Raw genomic sequence first — 17,603 nt, 5'->3', positions numbered from 1 at the left:
CAATTCATTGTTTATCCCCGTTATTTCAGGGGCAGGAAACCTCAATCACTTCTGGCAGTATAACGCCAAAAGTTCATCAACTTTACTGCGGGCAAGAATATTTCTACTTATTGTCCGGCGGGCTTTAACAATGTAAAGGGAAGCTTGATGATACCATTCCCGTGTCACCGGCGTGTCGTGATTGGATATAAGCACTGGAATACCCTGTTGCGACGAGAGGTTATAGGCGAGCTGCGCCAGATTTTCCTGATCCAGGAGGTTAAAACTATTTGTATGGTAGGCTGTAAAATTTGCCGTTGCTGAAAGAGGGGCATACGGCGGATCGCAGTAAACGACTGAGCCTTTTAACGTTTTAGTTAGTGCAATTCCGTAATGTTGGCAGATAAAGGAGGCCTTCTGGGATTTTTCGGCAAACCAGTACAACTCATTTTCTGGAAAATAAGGTTTTTTATAGCGCCCGAAAGGAACGTTAAACTCGCCCCGTGAGTTATAGCGGCAAAGGCCGTTATAACAGTGGCGATTAAGATACAGAAACAACACACTGCGATAGAATGGATCTTTGCTTTTGTTGAACTCTTCTCTCAGGTGATAGAAGATCTCAGACGTGTTGAACTCTGGTAAAAATAAGGGACGGACATGATCAATAAATTCATCCGCACTGGATTTTACTGTGTTGTACAGGTTGATTAGATCACTATTTATATCTGATAAGATGTAAGAATCATAATCGGTATTCAGGAATACCGAGCCTGCGCCAACAAATGGCTCAATTAAGCGCTCGCCCTCTGGCAGATAACGTTTAATGTCATCCACCAAGGGGTATTTTCCACCGGCCCATTTTAAGAAAGCGCGTTTTTTTTTCATGCCGTCAAATAAAGTATTCAATAATTTCAGAGCCGCAGATTGTACTCTGTTTAGGACAGCATATCAGCGCCTAATAAAAATAGTTTTATTTTTTCAGATCTTGATGAACCTGTTGTAGTTTTCTTACCCAAGGTTTTTGTGTCTGAATGCCTGTAGGGAGTGAAGAAATTGCCTTTTTGGCCTCAGAAGCGGAGTTGTAGCTACCGTAGATCAAAATAAACCATGTCTTATCATTACGTTTGGTTTCATAAACCTTGTAGTTAGCAAGGTTATTCTTTTTCGCAAAAGCGATCAAGGTATCAGATCGACTAGCGCTACTTAATTGAAGTGTAAATCGATTTGCAGGTACTTTCAGTAAGTCACCTGCTGCATTTGCAACACTCTGCTTATTCCCCTGATGATCGATGATGGCAGGTTTAGCTGTTTCCTTGTGCTGCTTGTCTGTTTTTCCTATTTTGGGAGGTGCAACCTTTTCAGTTTTTTTCTGTTCTACTGGCGGTGTTACCGTTTGTTTTACCGGGTTATTTTGTGATGGAACCGGTTGTGATGATGACCGATTTTTTTGTACGGTATTGTTAATGTTGCTCTGTTGTTGATTCAAAGTATCAGAAATATCGCCAGGTAACTCTATGCGCTGGTTGTAGCCACCGATTCCGGTTGTTGCAGGAGCGAGATCCTGACTAGGCGTACTGTTGATTGGTGGCATACCGATTTCGCGCGGATGATTCGTTGATGGTGCCGATGTGGCAGGTTCAGATGGATTTTCCTGCATACTATTTTGCGCATTAGTCGTTTGCGTGTTAGTAGAAGATGATGGAGAGCCCGACAGATCGATACTTTTCTCGACTGAATTCTGTGATTGCTGTTTTTCATGCTCAGTTGGGGATTTCAGAGCAGAACTGATAGTGATAATCAGCAGTAAAAGTACCAGTATACCGACCCCAATCATCATTTGTTGGCGTGATACTGCCAGCTTTGGGCGCTGGTTTTGAGTTCGTGATCGCTGAGGGCGGCGATCAGAAGCATCAGGTTTAAATTCATTTTTTGTTTCTTGCTTATTTTCTGATTTTAATTCGTCCATATGCCCTCCCAATCGAGATAATACTGCCAATTACTATTCTATAGGTTTGGCAGCCTGACCTAACTAAAACCGATAATAAAACTGATAATGTATTATACCCTCTATCTTTCAAGTTGCCTCTTTGTTGGTGGCAACTTGAAAGCTATCAGGCAAATCTGTCAATGTAGCTATTTTATAACAAATAACCGGAGAATGATGGATCATTCTCTGCAACGTCGGATGGCATCTAATATGACGTCTGTACTGATATCAGAACGAAGTTCTGCTTTCCCGATCGCCTTGGGCAAAATCAGATGAAGTTTACCCGCAGACACTTTTTTATCACGCATCATGTGAGGTAAATAATCTTCAGGGGACATTACTGCCGGGCCGTGAACGGGTAGTTTTGCCCTTTTCAGCAAGTTGATAATGCGTTGTGTATCTTGACTGGAAAATGTTCCAACAAGTTCAGAAGCCCGTGCAGCCATCACTATACCCGCCGCGACAGCTTGACCATGCAGCCAGATGCCATAACCCATGTTCGCTTCAATGGCATGTCCGAAAGTATGGCCGAGATTTAATAAAGCCCGCATTCCACTGCGTTCATATTCATCTGTTGCGACGACAAATGCCTTCAATTCACAGCAACGACGGATACAGTAAGCCATTGCCTGATGATCAAGAGCCAGTAATTTCTCAATATTGTCTTCAAGCCAGCTAAAAAACTCACCATCCAGGATCACGCCATATTTGATCACTTCCGCTAAACCTGCATACAGCTCTTGGGCTGGCAGGGTATTTAAACAATTGAGATCAATGACAACGGAGGCTGGCTGGTAAAACGCCCCAATCATGTTTTTGCCAAGGAGATGGTTGACCCCTGTTTTTCCACCAACGGAAGAGTCAACCTGAGCGAGTAGAGTGGTGGGTATCTGAATGAAACGAACACCGCGTTGATAGCTGGCGGCAGCAAACCCCGTCATATCACCGATGACACCACCACCGAGAGCGATAAGCGTTGTGTCACGACCATGATTATTTTCCAGTAAGGCAGAAAATATATCATTGAGCACAAAAAGTGATTTGTATTGTTCACCGTCAGGCAAGATAACTTCATTTACCCGAAGACCCATACTCTGCAATGTGGATTTTACCTGTTCAAGATACAGGGGTGCCAGTGTTTCATTGGTCACTATCATGACCTGCTGACCAGATTGCAGGGGCTTGAATGCTTCACTGCTGGAAAACAGCCCTTGGGCGATGGTAATCGGATAGCTTCTTTCACCTAACGTAACAATCACTTGTTCCATATCAGCTTTCGCCTTATCGTGCGTTGCGGAGCGAGTCCGCAAAGATCAATTTTTTTCCAATAGCTCAATAATTTGGTTAGCTACAACTTTGGCACTTTGCTCATCTGTACGTATAGTCAGGTCAGCAATTTCCTCATAAAGAGGATTGCGCTCATCAGCCAGATTTTCTAAAACTTCACGGGCTGGTGCATCAACTTGAAGTAAAGGGCGTTTTTTGTCGCGCTGGGTACGAGCTAACTGTTTTTCGATGGTTGTTTCTAAATAGACGACCACACCACGGGCAGACAGACGATTGCGGGTTTCTTTTGATTTAACTGAACCCCCCCCAGTTGCCAATACAATGCCTTGTTTCTCAGTCAGTTCGTTAATTATTTTTTCTTCGCGTTCACGGAAGCCTTCTTCGCCTTCCACATCGAATACCCAGCCCACGTCAGCTCCGGTACGTCGCTCAATTTCTTGATCAGAGTCGTAAAACTCCATATTGAGTTGCTGAGCTAACTGACGACCAATAGTGCTTTTGCCGGCACCCATAGGCCCAACCAGAAAGATATTGCGTTTCTCTGCCATGTTTTTGGTATTACTAAGATATTTGTTAATGATAACCCGCCCCGCCAATCAGATTAGCCGCGGGACCTAAACTGAAACCTCATGAGTGAGAATGTGAGATCAGATAGAAAAATTATCTCAACACATCAGCCTATATTGCAACTATATAAATCTGCACGAACCCGTGAAATTAGGTTCATGCTTTTTCCGGCTGATTATGACCCTACCTATGCATATTCCGGTAGGCTCTTACTGGTGATGAGAAATCTGCTCACTCAATTAGGTAAACCTTGTATGCTAAATTACTCTCAGCGTCAAATCCATAAACAGGTCAGACCAAGAAAAATAACCAGCAATATGGAAAAAAAAGTACAGAGATCTTTATCAACCGACTGATAAATATGCGTATATTTTCATTTGATTAAATATCGTCCAGTTGAGGTGTGATAAAAATTACGAGCTCTCTTCGACTATGTCGTTCTCCTTGTTGGCTAAATAATGATCCTAGTAGAGGAATGTCTGATAAGTAAGGAACCTTTTGTGTGCTGGCTCCTTTTTTCTGTTGAAAAATTCCACCCAGAATGAGGGTTTCACCACTTCTGACGGTGACTTGTGTCATAATTTCCTGTTTATCGATAGCCAGATTTTCATTCCCTCCCTGATTAATAGGAAGGCCGGGCGCATTCTGGCTGATTTTCAGCATTAACCGGATTTTTCCTTGTCTTAAAATGTGTGGAATTACTTCCATGCCTAATACTGCCTCCTTAAATTGAATCGTTGTTTTGTTTTTGTTCTGAACGAGATAAGGGATATCAGAACCCTGTTTGATACTGGCAGGTTGTTGATGTGAAGCGGTCAGACGTGGACTGGCGATGATATCCAGTTGATTTTCTTGCTCCAGAGCACTGAGTTCCATTTCTAACAGGTTTGCATGGATGCGGGCAGTGTTCAGTACCAATCGATGGCTTTGATTTCCTGCGGGTTGATGCAGATTCAAGCGGTTGAGGCCGAGTGAGCGATTTTGTGGATCGGCGGTGATACCCCAATGAATACCCAGCTCATGCAGTGCTTCTCTGCTGCTCGTAACAATATGAGCTGTGATTTGCACTTGCTGTTGTGGTGTATCCACTTCTTTCAGCCAGTTTTTGATACGAGTGATAGCATCAAACTTATCTTCTAATATCAAACTATTCGTTAAGTTATCATGTTCGACTTTTCCCCATTTTGTCAGTAAAGCAGGCGTGTTTTTTTGTAATTGCTCTGTTATTTGTCCGGCATCGGCGTATTGCAGAGGAATAACCTGATATTCTATTTCTTGTTCTTCTTGAGCTGTCGGGAAGGACTGAACTTCTTCATCTACGTTATTTTTTGGCGGCTGAAAAGGGTCTCTCACTGTCATTGAATAAGTTGTTTCTTCCGGTTCTATTTCTTCGGCGGAACAGAAAAAAGTCAGGAGCAGGAAGGCCAGTAAAGCGAAAGCACGACGATTCATCATTTTTCCTCATAGCCGATATCTTTCAGCACCATACGGACAGTCAGACTATTATCGGCAGGTGTGATTGTGAGATGTTTTATCAGCAAGATAGGTTGTAATTGCTGAATCTCATTGATGAAACGGAGTAATTGCTCATAGGTCAGTGACAGTATGATATGCCATAAAACCTGATCGCCTTCCTTGATGCTCTTCCATTCCATGAGTTGACTCCCGGAATTGACCAAAGGCTGGTGGAGCCGTTTAAGGACGGTAGTTTTTAGCGGCGATGAGATATGACCGTTCTGGCTGAGCTTGACTGTTATTTTCTGGATCTGTTGGTGGAGCTCAGTCAGATTAGGTAATGCGGAAAATTGGTTTTGAGATAAGGCAAGACCATTTTTTTGTTCTGTCAGTTTAACCTGAAGGGAATGAATGACATCTTCACTCTGTTGCCAGACAAAAAAATAGCAGCCCAATATAAGAGGAACGATCACCAATTGCTGCAATAAAAATAACTGCCATATGGGGCGAAATAACCACACAAGATAATTATTTCTCATTTCTGTCTCCTATTAACCAGTCTGCATCAATGGTGAATACCTTGAGGTAATCCTCAGATGTGGTGGTCATTTTTTTCAACTGGACATTGATAAGTGAAGTATTACCCGTCAGGTTATCCAGTAAGTTGGAGACATCCTCATAACTTTGGCTGTTGGCTGCAAAAACTAATTGTCCGGTGTCATCGCTGAAAGCAGTAAGCCAGCTTTTCTCCGGTAATAAATGAGGAAGTTGGCGAAATAGCTGTAAATATCGTTGATTCTGTTCCATGAATATCTGTTTTTTCCTTAACTGTTGGGTCAACTGATGGTGATGATGAGCCGCTTGTTCTGTTTCACTGATAATTTGTTTTAATTGCTCAAGTTGCTGGCTATTTTGGGCAAATTGATCGTGAGATTGTTCGATTTTCTGCTGTTGTTGTATTGAGGTAAATACGAAAAAAGCCCCCCATAGAATCAATTGCAGGACAAGAAACAATCCCCATTTCCGGTATTGGCGTTTAAGCTTTGCCTGACGCCAGGGTAAGAAATTAACCTGATACATCATTGGTCATCCAAGTCATTGATCATCCGGTCTGAGAGCCAGCCCGGCGGCGATAATGAAAGCATCTGTTTGTGTCGGTAACGGAGGCTGATAATGGCGAAATGCTGCCAGCATATGCCAGATATGAACGGGTTCTTTGGGTACGGTTTGCTGTTTTTCTTTATTGATATCAGTAGATTGTTCGTCACTGTAATAAATGGTGTGGTTTTTACTTTCTGTTGTAATGGGTAACTGGTTAATAACTTGTGCCAGAAATGGATGAGACTGGGTTGAGATCAATCCATAATTAAAAGGGAGATTAGCTGGAGCGACCCACAGCCAGTCAGTTATCCGTTTATGGATCAACCAACTGTCATTGGGAATGCCGGCAGATCCTGCTGTATAACGTAATGCACAGGGCGCAATATCGATGGCATCAGGGAATAAACCGATGTCTGCGAGTAGTTCAATCCAGAAGTTGAGATCTTTTTGTCGGGTTGCACTGATGCAGATTTGCTGACCATGAACTCGATAATCCAGGGCAAGATCAGTGACAGGAAATTGCTTTTCAGCATTGGCGTGAATAAACCATCCGAGTTCCGGCTCCTGTAATGAGATGTGGTGAGGCAAAGCGATCTGTTTCTGTAAGGTTTGCTGAACAGGCAGTGCCAGCCTTAATTTAATCTTGTTAGGTAATATTTGACGCCATTGCATTAAAATGTACTGTAATTTTTCAGGGTGCTGTAACCACCCTCCTGAGACAGTGCCGTGTGATGTGTCTTGTAATAATGGTATTTCATTAAATAACGGTATCTCGTTAAATAAAGAGTATTGCCAGCAATGACGGAGTTGCCAGCCATTGCGACGTTTAATAGCCGCGATTGCCCGAATGTAATGTTCATGGATATCCAATCCGATATACCATCTTGATAGGTACATATCGTGATCTCCTTATCAGTGATTAGTGACAAATTGTTATTAATGAAAGGACATATTCATTGTGTTGTATAGCCTTTATACTACGTACTAATCGTTTATAAATTGCCTCATTAACATGGCGTGAGAAATTTCAGGTGAAGTTCATAAAGTATTTTTTGATCCTTGTCGTTGTTTGCATTTTATTGGGAACCGCCTCGATTTTGGGTTTGTACAAATATATCGAGCCACAGTTGCCAGATGTCGCGACTTTAAAGGATGTCCGATTACAGACACCAATGCAGGTGTTCAGTGCTGATGGCGAACTGATTGCCCAATATGGTGAAAAACGTCGTTTGCCGCTGACCTTGTCCGAAATACCTCCTTTAATGGTGAAAGCCTTTATTGCCACGGAAGATAGTCGTTTTTATGAACACCACGGTGTTGATCCAATAGGTATTATTCGTGCGGTCTCAGTTGTGATGACTTCTGGTCATGCTTCTCAAGGGGCAAGTACCATTACTCAGCAACTTGCGAGAAACTTTTTCCTCAGTCCGGAAAAGACTTTAATACGTAAGGCTAAAGAAGCGTTTCTGGCGATTAAGGTCGAGCAACTGTTAACCAAGAATGAAATTCTTGAGCTATATCTCAACAAAATCTACCTTGGTTATCGTGCTTATGGTGTCGGTGCCGCAGCACATGTCTATTTTGGCAAGAACGTTAATGAATTGACTTTGGGTGAAATGGCGATGATTGCCGGATTACCGAAAGCGCCTTCTACCTTTAATCCACTCTATTCTCATGAGCGGGCGCTTAATCGCCGCAATGTGGTATTGGGGCGTATGCTGGAGGAGGGATACATCACTCAGCAGCAATATTATCAGGCAAGAAGTGAGAAATTAATTGCCCGTTACCACACTCCGCAGATTGTTTTCTCTGCTCCTTACCTGACTGAAATGGTAAGGCAGGAAATGATTAACCGCTATGGTGAAAATGCTTATACGGATGGCTATAAGGTCTATACCACGATTACACGCAAACCTCAGCTAGCGGCTGTTGATGCTGTTCGTACCAATGTGATTGACTATGATGTCCGTCATGGTTATCGCGGTGCTCAGGAAGTGTTATGGAAAGTTGGCCAACCGGCATGGAGCCAGTCTCAGATTATCGATAAACTGAAAACTTTGCAGAAATATGACCCTTTATTGCCTGCCGTCGTGACGAGAGCCAACGCAACTCAGGCTGAAGTTATTTTGACGGATGGCAGTAAAGTTGAACTGACTATGACAGGCGTTCGCTGGGCACGTCGATTCAAGACTGACAATTTGCAAGGGCCTGCACCGCAAAGTGTTAATGAAGTGATTCGGGCAGGTGAACAGATTTGGGTCAGAAAAGTCAATAATATCTGGTGGCTGGCTCAATTGCCGGAAGTTAATGCTGCGCTGGTTTCCATCAACCCGATGAATGGTGCGATAGAAGCATTGGTCGGTGGATTTAATTTTGAATTGAGTAAATTTAACCGTGTAACTCAATCGTTGCGTCAGGTTGGCTCCAATATCAAACCATTCCTGTATACCGCAGCGATGGATAAAGGTCTGACACTGGCATCGTTGCTTAACGATGCACCTATTAGTCGTTGGGATGCAGGCGCGGGTACTGACTGGCGTCCGAAAAATTCTCCCTCAACCTATGATGGCCCGATTCGTCTGCGTCAGGGATTGGGGCAATCCAAGAACGTAGTGATGGTGCGTGCCATGCGTGCAATGGGCGTTGATTATGCCGCTGATTACCTGAAACGCTTTGGTTTGCCAGGTGAAAATGTTGTCCGCACAGAGTCGTTGGCATTGGGGTCTCCTTCTTTCACGCCAATGCAATTAGTGCGTGGTTATGCAGTGATGGCGAATGGCGGTTATCTGGTCGATCCTTATTTCATTAACAAAATTGAGAATGATGAAGGAAAAATTCTGTTTGAAACGAAACCGAAGATTGCTTGTCCGCAGTGTACCGATATTCCTGTGATCTATGGTGATACCGCCCGTTCCATTGAATTATCCGAAGATTCGATTGAAAACGTAGCCCATTCCAATCTTTCCGCCGAACCTGCTTTACCGCAGCCGGATCTGGAAAGTGTAGTGCCTAATGTGCATACCGATGATCAGCAGTATGCTCCGCATGTTATCAGCACACCGTTGGCGTTTCTGATCCATGACGCTCTGAAAACCAATATCTTTGGTGAACCGGGCTGGATGGGAACAGGCTGGCGTGCTGCTCGTGATTTGAAGCGCCGTGATATTGGTGGCAAAACCGGGACAACCAACAGCTCGAAAGATGCGTGGTTCTCAGGTTATGGGCCAGATATGGTTGCGACGGTCTGGATTGGTTTCGATGAGCACAGTAAAAGTCTGGGGCGCACACCCGCTCTGAAAGGGGAAGGTGGAGCGAAAACGGCGCAGCCAATTTGGGATGATTTCATGAAAATGACATTGGAAGGCGTTGTGGAAAAAGTGATGGAACCGCCAGAAGGTATTGTGTCTGTCACAATTGATCGGGCGACAGGCAAGCTCTCCAATGGTGGAGCAAATACCCGTAAGGAATATTTTATTGAAGGTACGCAGCCGACGGAATATGCCGTACCAGAGGCGGGAACGACAGTGACAGAGAATGGCGAGAGCCACGAACTGTTCTGATTGTTTTACATACCAGCATGTTAGGTAGTAAATAGAGATAAAAAGGCTCTGTCAGATAACTGACGGAGCCTTTAATTATTAATTTTATCAAATAATTATTACCAGATATCCACTGAGCAACTACGATTCATCCATTTTATCTTTTACGGCTTTGGCGAATGGTTTGCCACCATCCACGGCGGTATAGTGAATATGAATGTTGATATCTTTTAACCGCCACACAGATACAATGGCCGGGAAATAAAATATGTCATCGATCACGCTCTGATCTGGGAACTCCAGTGTCCAAGTGGAAATAGCTCCTGTGCCTTCGAACGGCAGGTAACGGTCATCATCAAACATCAGGGTATACAGCCAATTCTCTTTAGCTACACTGCCATCATCTTCAGTTAAGGAAGAGAGGGCGATTTGCTGTTGAGCACGCAGATTATTAACGACATTTTTGTTGTTACCTAATTTTCTGCTTGGATCATAGAGCCAATTTACACCGTCTATATCTGGGCTAGTTAACGTGGAGCTGCTGGTTTGCGTCAGAATAGCACTAATCTCCGATGACATCACAGAGCCAAGATTCAGTGTCTCCAACGAGATTGACACGGAGATCCGTTTAATCTGGCGCAGATAATGTCCGGGGTAATTTTCATCAAACAGCATGGAATCCAGCGTAAAGCTGATGGATTGTTTTTTATCGATCTGTTTTTTCAATTCGTTATTTGTCAGTAATGAATTCAGCGAGACAGTTTTCTTGATATTCAGACGACGTTCATTGCGTTGTAACCACGCATTTTCCATTTGCAGCAGATCCAACTGCAATGATTCCCCTGCCAGCAAACCACGATAAGAATCATTCCATGCTGTAGTTTTGATAAAGCTCTGACGCTTATAGTCCCCGACCTCATAACGCCAGCTACTTTCTGCCGTCAGACACATGGAAAGAACCGCGTCATAAGCCGGAGCATACAAGGCAGCGAGACGTCCCATCAACCATTGGTAAGTTGGTACGATCAGGAAGCCAGTGGTCATAAACTCGTACAATTCACGAGCAACAGATTGTTGTGTCTGAGCTTCCCGCAGGGCAATCTGGGCACTCTTGATCAGCAAGTCCTGCTCTTTCAATTGCATCTCAATAATATTGATTTCGCTTTGTGCCTGTTTGTACTCAATTTCCCAATCCTGGCGACGGCGTTGATAATCTGCGCCATCCTGTAGCCTTTCGGCGGCGATCTCTAGGGTTTCAGCCGTAAGTTGTGCAATAATTGCCGCTGTGGTGACTGGCGCTGAGTATTTAGCTCCCCCCATCGCCATGCCAAAAATGTTGGGCACAACCTCCAGTGCAGCGCCGGTAACGTAGAAGGGCGCCGCAGCCAGTTTGGCAACTTCTGATGCAGTTTTCATACTGATGGAGGAAATTTCTAAAGAAGAGAGGTTTTCTTCATATAAATTGTGATAATGCTCATATCTTTCCTGAGCCATATTTTTGCTTTCTTCCAGTGTCGCTTTCCCCATTTGGGCCATCTGAACAGCTTCTTGTTGCAGTTCAATAGCAAATTCAGACAATCTAATCACTTGTGATTGTTCCAATACTTCTTGCTCTGCATTGACTTCGCTTTCAATGGCTTGAAGTAATCGGTGTCCCATTTCAGTGAGCTGTTTCACGGCTTCACTGGCGCGTTTTAACATGATGGGAAAACGATACGGAGGAACCTGCTGCTGCATATTACTGAGTGCATTGGTGACGTAACTAGCATTTCTCTGCATCAGACTATCTGCATCTGCTGCACTGGCATAAAGTGGCAGAGGGAGGACTTTTCCATCTAATGTCAGCCCATGACGCAGGTTATAGAGTCGATTTTCCAGCGTTCTCTGGAGTTCGATCAGTTGGGTATTGAAAGGTGATACAAATAAACTATCAACAGCCCGAACATTGGGCTTAAAGGTAGTTTTAATCTTGTCGAGAGTAACGGGATGCCAGCGGGTTGCATCCAGACCTTTAGGTAATGTACCAAGTAGTTGCAGAGCTTGTTGGTAACATAAACCAGCTTCGTTGAGGCTGTCTCTGGTTAGTTTTCGGTAAAGATTATCACCTTCCTGTATCCAAAGTTTGATCAGAGAATGGAATAGTGACTTCTGATAATAAATAGGTTGGCTGTAGGCGACAGTATCCGGGTCGGCATTTCTGACCGATGGTGGCAGGTTACTACCACTTTCAATGATCGGACGAGAATTCCACATCCGAATGCCCCCATAAGGGTCAAACAGATAGTTGATAAACCAACGACGGGAATCATAGAAGCGCTGCTCTTCACCGAGTCGGGCAGAGACCAAATAGGGAAGATGGAAGAACAATTCCCAGAAATATTGTCCATTGGCACCGTTAAAATCGACTTTGGTCGGTGACGTTTTGTCATCCAATGCAGGTTCTGGCAAGGATTGAGTATCCCACGCCAGTACGCGCTCTATGGATTGGGTTGCCCGTGAAACTAGTTGCTTGCCAAATAGTGTGTTTAATCTAATGGCAGTAGAGTTGAAATCCAGTGTTTTGATATCGAGATATTGTGCCTGCTGTTTATTTCGTTGCAGTGTAATGGATGGGATCTTATCACTTTCTTCAAGATTAACTTCGTATATATTTTCAATAAACAGTACAGTTGAGTTTTTATCCTGAAGGTTCGGTATCAAAATTGTCGCCAAATTGAATAAGTACTTATTGATATTGGGATTAATAGGAAACTCGATTTCTCCCGTTGAAGCTTGACCATTCAGTTTTGCTTCTTTGCTGTAGAGGGATTTTTCCTTTGGATATGTAGTAAGGATCAAGAGAGAGTCAGCGTAATCTCCCCTGCTTTGGGTAGTATATTGTGTACTATCTATAGACGTATTGTTTCCTCCGATTGAGATAGATAGCTTTTTATTATCTCCTTTATCCCATTGCGTACTCCGCTGGAATGTTTCCCCATTAACCCATGAAAGATCACAGCTTTTAGTGATTTTATTCTTTTTCCACTCATTGGGTAATAACTGGAAAAGTTTTGTTTTATCATAGCTTATGGTGAATACATCTGTTGGTGCATCTTGCCCTTTCCATTCAAAATTAAACGTCTTGAGGCCTGTATCGCTGGCTGGTATTTTGACCTCAATATGAATATCATCAGTATTGATTATCCACTGAAGATCTTTGCTGGGAAGCTTGTTGGGGTCAACTGATGTTGCTTGATTCTGGATATTACGTTTGATTAACGTATTTTTGCCCGTTAGCAGAAGCTTGGTTTTTGTTTTGTCCAGCTTAACGTCCAAGGTCAAAATAGGGGATTTAATTGGCTTAAGTCTTCCCAATTCATGGCCGGTTTTTGTATCAGTTTCTTTGATGGTTACAAACTTATCCGTACCAGCATAATGATGTTGTAGAGTATCGGGATTTTTGAAGAGTTTGTACCACGTTTCAACAAGCTTTTTCTCGTCATCAAGCGTTTTTTTATCTACTAATAATAAATCGCGTAACTCAAGATAATAATCTTTATTTTTTCCCCACTGACTGCTGTTTTCTTCTTTGGTGTCGTACAATAGGACGCCCATCCAGGGATCCTCTTCACGTTGTACATCCACCATTGCGATCAGCGCTGGCTTGTATTTTTCATCCTTCAAGTAATGGTTTTCTTTATCAGGGATCCGTTCACCGTTTTTGGTTGGATATTCACCGTTGGCATCAGTACCATCCAGACGGAATAACTCATTGGGTGCACTCCATTCCCCATTGCTTTGCTTGAAGGTAAATTTCACATTGATGGCACGGTAATCCGTTGGTTTTTGATCTGCTCCCATCAATGGAGTGGCTTCACGCTCAACCCAGATGGCATATTGGCGGCCTGAAATAACAATAGGCCGGATTGCCAGTAAAGTACCTGATAATGATAGCGTGATTTTCTCCCACTCACCCCAAGCCAGCGGACTGATAACGTTGTTGCTATCACGCATGCTGATATCAAGAGTTCGCCAGTAATATTCCACAGGTTCGGAGTTGTTTTTGCCAATAAAATGATAGCGATCGCTTGTAGGATCAGTTCCGTCGATATAGCCGCTGATGAGTTGAAGATTGCTAATTCGTTCAAATTCGGTCAGATAACGCAAAATCGCTGTTTGGAGCATATCGTTATTTAAACGAGACTGGCCTAAATCGTTTTCCAAGTCGGCAAAAGCACGGGTTTTACGCAGCCTGCGTGTCGGATCGATAAAGTTTTCCGGGAAGTTTCTTTGTTTCTGCCAAACTTGCCAGTGGCTATATTGGCTCAGGTAACGATTCCAGTATTCAACCCCTTCATCAGTGACGGGTAGAGCATCATAACCCAGTTCCAGATGAGAAAAGAGGCGGAAGAGATAGCGCTGCAAGCTGGCAATACAGAAGGCTACCCGGCTGGTATCCACTTCTGCGGCAACCTGTATATCAGTCAGGAAATAGTTTGAAAGATCTTCAAGGGTGGTGATATCCGACAAAGAGTCATCGGAAGGTGCCCAGCGCCGCAAGAGATAGTCTACCAGTGCATCACGCCAGAGTTCATTGAGTAAACCTTCTGGTTTGGATTGGTCTTCGGGATTAATAGCAGCAAACAAAGCACTACTGACCTGATGCCAATGATCATAGTTAGACGTTGTTGTTAGTTTGGCGACATCTAATAATGGCTGGACAGAAATTTCACTTTTTTCTGCCAATGTCTTAAGCCGAATCACGTTACTGACCCCAACAACATTTTGAGCCACTTTATGGTCAAAATATTGGGTTATCCGCAGAATTTCTTTATCTGACCAGCCAATCAACTCAGCCAGATTGGTCGCAGCCAGCTCTGCTGTCCAGGCATTTGTGACAGGAGGGTTTTGTCCGATTTGGTTGGCCTGAAGCAGATAGTAAATGACATCGTCTTCAGTTTTATTTTCAGGTAATAAGTTCAACCAATCACTATAGCGGCTCAGGCGATGGAGGAAAGTTAAATCAAGGGGGCGAAGCTTGCCATCTTTTTGAAGCTTAAACCAGTCAGGATGGTCAATCAGAGCCTCTATACTTTTTTCTGTCAGCTTGAATATGTTGCAAATCGCGGAATAACGGCTGAGATCGTACCATGCAGCAATAGCTTTAGTTTTTTGCTGTTGATCACCTGAAAGGCGAATCAGGGCAATGGTATTACGCAGAAAATCGGCTTGCTTGTTGTTTGTCCACCGTAATAGTGGTAGGGAAAGCGTATTATCAATGTAAAAGACATGGTTGATAGCATTAACAACGAGATCTTGTTGGGCAATAAACGCATTAATAAGTAACGTTATTAGGTTTTGTGTCCAGATATCACCTTGTTGTTTCCATGCTTCCTCTTGAGCCAGATCTTTGAGGATTTTATTCACTTCATTGAACAGAGCCTTTTCTGTACCGTCATCGGTTGAAATAACATTGTCCAGAACAATACCGAGTTTTGCATCTACTAATTTGGTAAGGGCTGTCATCCAAATAACCGATGTGTTTTTCGCCTGAAAGCCCTGCATGGCTGAGGCAATTTTGTCTTCGGTCAGTAAAGCATCGCTTGCACTGGGGATAACCGATCTGACTTTTTTGAGCCAATCAATATTTTCAATATCAGCGGTAATATTGCTAACAGACTGATAAGGTGTCAGTAACAGGTTAAGGGAGAGAGGGGATAAGTTATGGCGTTTAATCCACTGTGTGGCATTCATGACAGCAATAAGCACATCCAGGATATCAATGACCTTAGCATCTTTATCCAATACCGGAATACCTGCCAGTTGTTGCAGATAGTTTGGATTATCACGGTTCAATAATAATAACAGCCCCAAACCTTCTTTAACTGACATACGTAGCAAGCGAGACAACGCAACCAGACGATAGAGAGCAGAAACAACATCCAGTGAGCGTTTGGGCTTGCTAAGTTTTTGTGCCTGCATGACGAAAGAAATCAATATCTGGCAAGTGGCGTCATCAATATTCAGCCCTTTGCACAATTGATTAACTGTCAACGCATCTGTCCCTTCGGTAGCCGCAGGATCAAATTCCTGGTTATCCAGAACCAGTACAGAGGAAGCAGAAGCTTGTTGTGATAAGCCCGGCGCGTTGAACAGACGATCAAAGAAAGAGCGCTTATTTTCAAGAGTATAAGGGGTTATATGACCAATAAAGGCGGCAAATTGTTCTGCGGTGGCGTTATATTCTTGTTGAAAATGCAGAAATACACCCAAAGTACGCAGTGTTGCTTCCGTGATAAAAAACTCAGTCTGTTTTTCGGCCTTACTTGCTGTTGCTAACAATAGATCCAGTTGTTCATATGTGAGTTTCAGTGCCTTCTGGATATGCAGAAAACGCTGGATACGGTCAAAGTTATCATTACTGACGCCTTTAATCCGAATAACATCTTGTGCGGTATCTTTATCTTTCGTTTTTTCCAGATAGAGAGCGGGTGCTTTACCTGCATTGATATATGACGCTGCATAGTTGGCACCGGACGGAAATTGTTTATCCGCATTGGCTGGTTTAGCGACATTACTGGAATAGGTAACGATACTGTGTGTTGTGCTCTCTTCTGATATCCCATTGACAGCAAATAGTAATTCTGCTTCTTGGGAGCTCAGCCCGGTTTGTTGAGTAAATACCGTGAGACGCTCCAGAGACTCTACTGCTTCGGCAATATCGCCTTTGATACCGTAATATTTATCAAAGAAATCTTTTTGGCTGCTTTGTGATTTTTCCAACAGCAAAGCCTGAAGTTTTGGTGCCAAAGAGCTGCTTATCATCATTGCTGTTTGCAACGAGTCAGTACTCAGATTGTCGTCAATAAAATTGGGATACTTGCTATCAGCCTGTTGGATCAAATCCAGTAATGGGATCTCTTTCTCGGCCAAAACTGTTGTTGTTTGCTTTAGTGGAAAGTGAAACGGCAACGAAAGAGGGTAATGAATATCAGCCAGTGAATGAGACAAAGGTTGATTGTTATTTATATGAGTTTTGACTTTTTCAGCGAGGACTTCAATGATAAGCGGTAGTAAGCTACTGGTTTGATTTATATTAGTATTATCAAGCAATAACTTTTCGATATCAGGCCGGCGTTGGGTGAGAAGATGGGTACTCTTTTTGTCTGCATTTTTTTCAAACATTTGAACCTGCTGGTACAAATCGACCAGATAGGCTAAAGGGCCGTCATTGGCTTCGGGTAACCCCGGAAAACAATAAATATCCTGATTATCGTTAAAGAGTGTTTTATAGCTAATCCGTGACTCTATATTATTTGCCATACATGATTACCTTTGAAATAGAAATTAAGTTAAAAGAGAACTGCACTCCTATTTTTCAGAACATTTTTCATAACATTCAGTTATGTTTTTGTATCTGTTGAGCGGTTACACTATGGCCTGTTACTGAACTCTATCCAGCCTAAAATATATTGCAGATCTGATCATTTCTTAAAAAGTTATTTTATTTCAACGGGGTTTTCCATATTATTTCTCATAAAGGGAAAAGGTGTGTTTTTATAGGAGGTTATTAAGATTATGTGTATTAATTTCAAAAATATAATAAATATGTTTATTTATTATTTTTAATAAAGTTAAAGGTTTTTTTAATGTATATTGGGTGATGGTGTTTAATAATTTTATATAGTCATAAGAAATGGGCATTAAAG

The 17,603-nt window shown here is 42.9% G+C and carries 10 protein-coding genes; 1 reads left to right on the top strand and 9 read right to left on the bottom strand.

Annotated features, from left to right (window positions below; all coding sequences use genetic code 11):
- Positions 1-45: 45 nt before the first annotated feature.
- From dam to Xbud_RS07470, 8 genes are all read right to left on the bottom strand, one after another.
- Positions 46-864, bottom strand: a complete 819-nt coding sequence (gene dam, locus Xbud_RS07510) for an adenine-specific DNA-methyltransferase (protein ID WP_099135478.1) — start codon at positions 862-864, stop codon at positions 46-48.
- A gap of 85 nt (positions 865-949) precedes the next feature.
- Positions 950-1,945: an SPOR domain-containing protein gene (locus Xbud_RS07505; protein WP_099135477.1), complete on the bottom strand. Its 996-nt coding sequence runs from the start codon at positions 1,943-1,945 to the stop codon at positions 950-952.
- A gap of 200 nt (positions 1,946-2,145) precedes the next feature.
- Entirely contained in the window at positions 2,146-3,234 is a 1,089-nt protein-coding gene (aroB, locus tag Xbud_RS07500; RefSeq protein ID WP_099135476.1) for a 3-dehydroquinate synthase, read from the bottom strand.
- 45 nt (positions 3,235-3,279) lie between these two features.
- On the bottom strand, positions 3,280-3,801 hold the full coding sequence (gene aroK, locus Xbud_RS07495; protein ID WP_038260059.1) for a shikimate kinase AroK: 522 nt from the start codon (positions 3,799-3,801) through the stop codon (positions 3,280-3,282).
- Positions 3,802-4,201: 400 nt separating this feature from the next.
- Positions 4,202-5,275, bottom strand: a complete 1,074-nt coding sequence (locus tag Xbud_RS07485; RefSeq protein WP_244589876.1) for a secretin N-terminal domain-containing protein — start codon at positions 5,273-5,275, stop codon at positions 4,202-4,204.
- Positions 5,272-5,814: a hypothetical protein gene (locus Xbud_RS07480; protein ID WP_099135473.1), complete on the bottom strand. Its 543-nt coding sequence runs from the start codon at positions 5,812-5,814 to the stop codon at positions 5,272-5,274. Before Xbud_RS07480 ends, Xbud_RS07485 begins: the two co-directional genes overlap by 4 nt.
- A complete protein-coding gene (locus tag Xbud_RS07475; RefSeq protein ID WP_099135472.1) occupies positions 5,804-6,358 on the bottom strand; it encodes a PilN domain-containing protein in 555 nt (184 codons plus the stop codon). The genes Xbud_RS07480 and Xbud_RS07475 overlap by 11 nt, the downstream gene beginning before the upstream one ends.
- Positions 6,359-6,370: 12 nt before the next feature.
- Complete coding sequence (locus Xbud_RS07470; protein WP_099135471.1) at positions 6,371-7,273, bottom strand: type IV pilus biogenesis protein PilM; 903 nt, start codon at positions 7,271-7,273, stop codon at positions 6,371-6,373.
- A gap of 134 nt (positions 7,274-7,407) precedes the next feature.
- Here Xbud_RS07470 and mrcA point away from each other — a divergent pair, with 134 nt between their 5' ends.
- Positions 7,408-9,936, top strand: a complete 2,529-nt coding sequence (gene mrcA / locus Xbud_RS07465) for a peptidoglycan glycosyltransferase/peptidoglycan DD-transpeptidase MrcA (RefSeq protein ID WP_099135470.1) — start codon at positions 7,408-7,410, stop codon at positions 9,934-9,936.
- Between the two features lie 120 nt (positions 9,937-10,056).
- On the opposite strand, the gene Xbud_RS07460 is transcribed toward mrcA, so the two are convergent.
- Positions 10,057-17,217 carry a Tc toxin subunit A-related protein gene (locus tag Xbud_RS07460; RefSeq protein WP_099135469.1) on the bottom strand — a complete coding sequence of 2,387 codons (7,161 nt, stop codon included), beginning with the start codon at positions 17,215-17,217 and terminating at the stop codon, positions 10,057-10,059.
- Between the last annotated feature and the right edge of the window lie 386 nt (positions 17,218-17,603).

Source organism: Xenorhabdus budapestensis (genome assembly GCF_002632465.1).
GTDB classification, from domain to species: Bacteria; Pseudomonadota; Gammaproteobacteria; order Enterobacterales; family Enterobacteriaceae; genus Xenorhabdus; species Xenorhabdus budapestensis.
This window is presented reverse-complemented; position numbering and strand designations above follow the sequence as displayed.